The organism is Thalassobacterium maritimum, from assembly GCF_031127805.1.
In the GTDB taxonomy this organism is placed as follows: domain Bacteria; phylum Verrucomicrobiota; class Verrucomicrobiia; order Opitutales; family Coraliomargaritaceae; genus Thalassobacterium; species Thalassobacterium maritimum.
This window is the reverse complement of sequence record NZ_JARXHW010000156.1, coordinates 1-1,183: the sequence shown is the minus strand read 5'-3', so window position 1 is coordinate 1,183 and position 1,183 is coordinate 1. Positions and strand designations below refer to the sequence as shown.

The following is a 1,183-nucleotide window of genomic DNA, read 5'->3' as shown; positions in this document are numbered from 1 at the left end:
ACAATCCCCTTACCCCGTAAAGCACACCCGCACGGCTTAGTCCAACAGGTTGTAAGCAGAAAGCGGAGCTTCCAGCCTACAACACTTTAAGTTATGCAGAATTAAATGAAATCTCGATCAAGAGCACTATTTGACAAGTCGATAGCGAGTGGCCTTTCAGCAATCGAAGTTTACAATAAGCCCCATTTTGCATACCGCGAAGAAACCTTCTCAGTGCTGCTAGTTAACTCATGGGAGTTGCTTCTAAAAGCCAGAATCGTTCAACTTGAACGAAATCGGATTAGCTCAATTTTTGAATATGAAAGAAGGAAGAATTCAAATGGCGAACTCTCAACAAAACTATACAGAAAAAGAAACCGATCAGGCAATGTAATCACCGTCGGATTGTTTAAATCATATGACCTGCTCAGCTCTAAATACGGCGACTCAATCGACACGCGAGTTCGAAGTAATTTAGAAGCATTGGTTGAAATTCGAGATAACAGCATTCACTTCTTCAATAAGGATTTAGACTTAAAAAAGAAAGTAATGGAAATTGGTGCAGCTTCACTGAAAAACTATGCAGCATTGAGTAAACGGTGGTTTGCTGCAGACCTCAGCATATATAATTTTTTCATTATGCCTTTGGCTTTCGTCCGAGATTTTCATACCGCAGAATGCGTCTCATTAAACAGCGAAGAAAGAAAAACGCTTCAATACATTGACTCACTCCAAGAGTCGACGACAGAAGACCCAGCAAGCGACTACTCACTGTCACTTGAAGTGGACTTTAGGATTAGAAAAAAATCAACGACAGGTGCAGAAGTTAGAATTTCAAATAGCCCAAATGCGGTCCCGATTCAATTAAGTGAAGAGGACGTAATGGATAAATACCCATGGGACTACGGAAACCTATGTGCATACCTCAAGAATCGTTACATAGATTTCCTTCAGAATCCTAAATACCACAGAATCAGAAAAGCACTTGAAGATGACAAGCGATACTGCCTAGAGAGACTCCTAGACCCAACAAATCCAAAGAGCAGTATTAAGAGGTTTTACAACCCGAACATCATTAGAGAGTTTGACAAGAATTACACTAAAAAGGCATAAATCGAGTAGGTGACGCCGCACGGGACGCCACCTCTCACACCACCTGCCGTGCGGGACCGCAGCCAGACTGATCGACGTGCTACGCAGTCTG

At 42.3% G+C, this 1,183-nt stretch carries 1 protein-coding gene; it reads left to right on the top strand.

The annotated features are described in order from the left end of the window. The first annotated feature begins 105 nt into the window (after positions 1-105). Positions 106-1,092 (top strand): DUF3644 domain-containing protein, encoded by a 987-nt coding sequence (locus QEH52_RS19790; RefSeq protein ID WP_308952690.1) that lies wholly within the window; start codon positions 106-108, stop codon positions 1,090-1,092. Positions 1,093-1,183: the final 91 nt, after the last annotated feature.

Excerpts from the sequence above, each read along its gene's own strand:
- QEH52_RS19790 (WP_308952690.1), top strand. The coding sequence starts at position 106 with ATGAAATCTCGATCAAGAGCACTATTTGACAAGTCGATAGCGAGTGGC.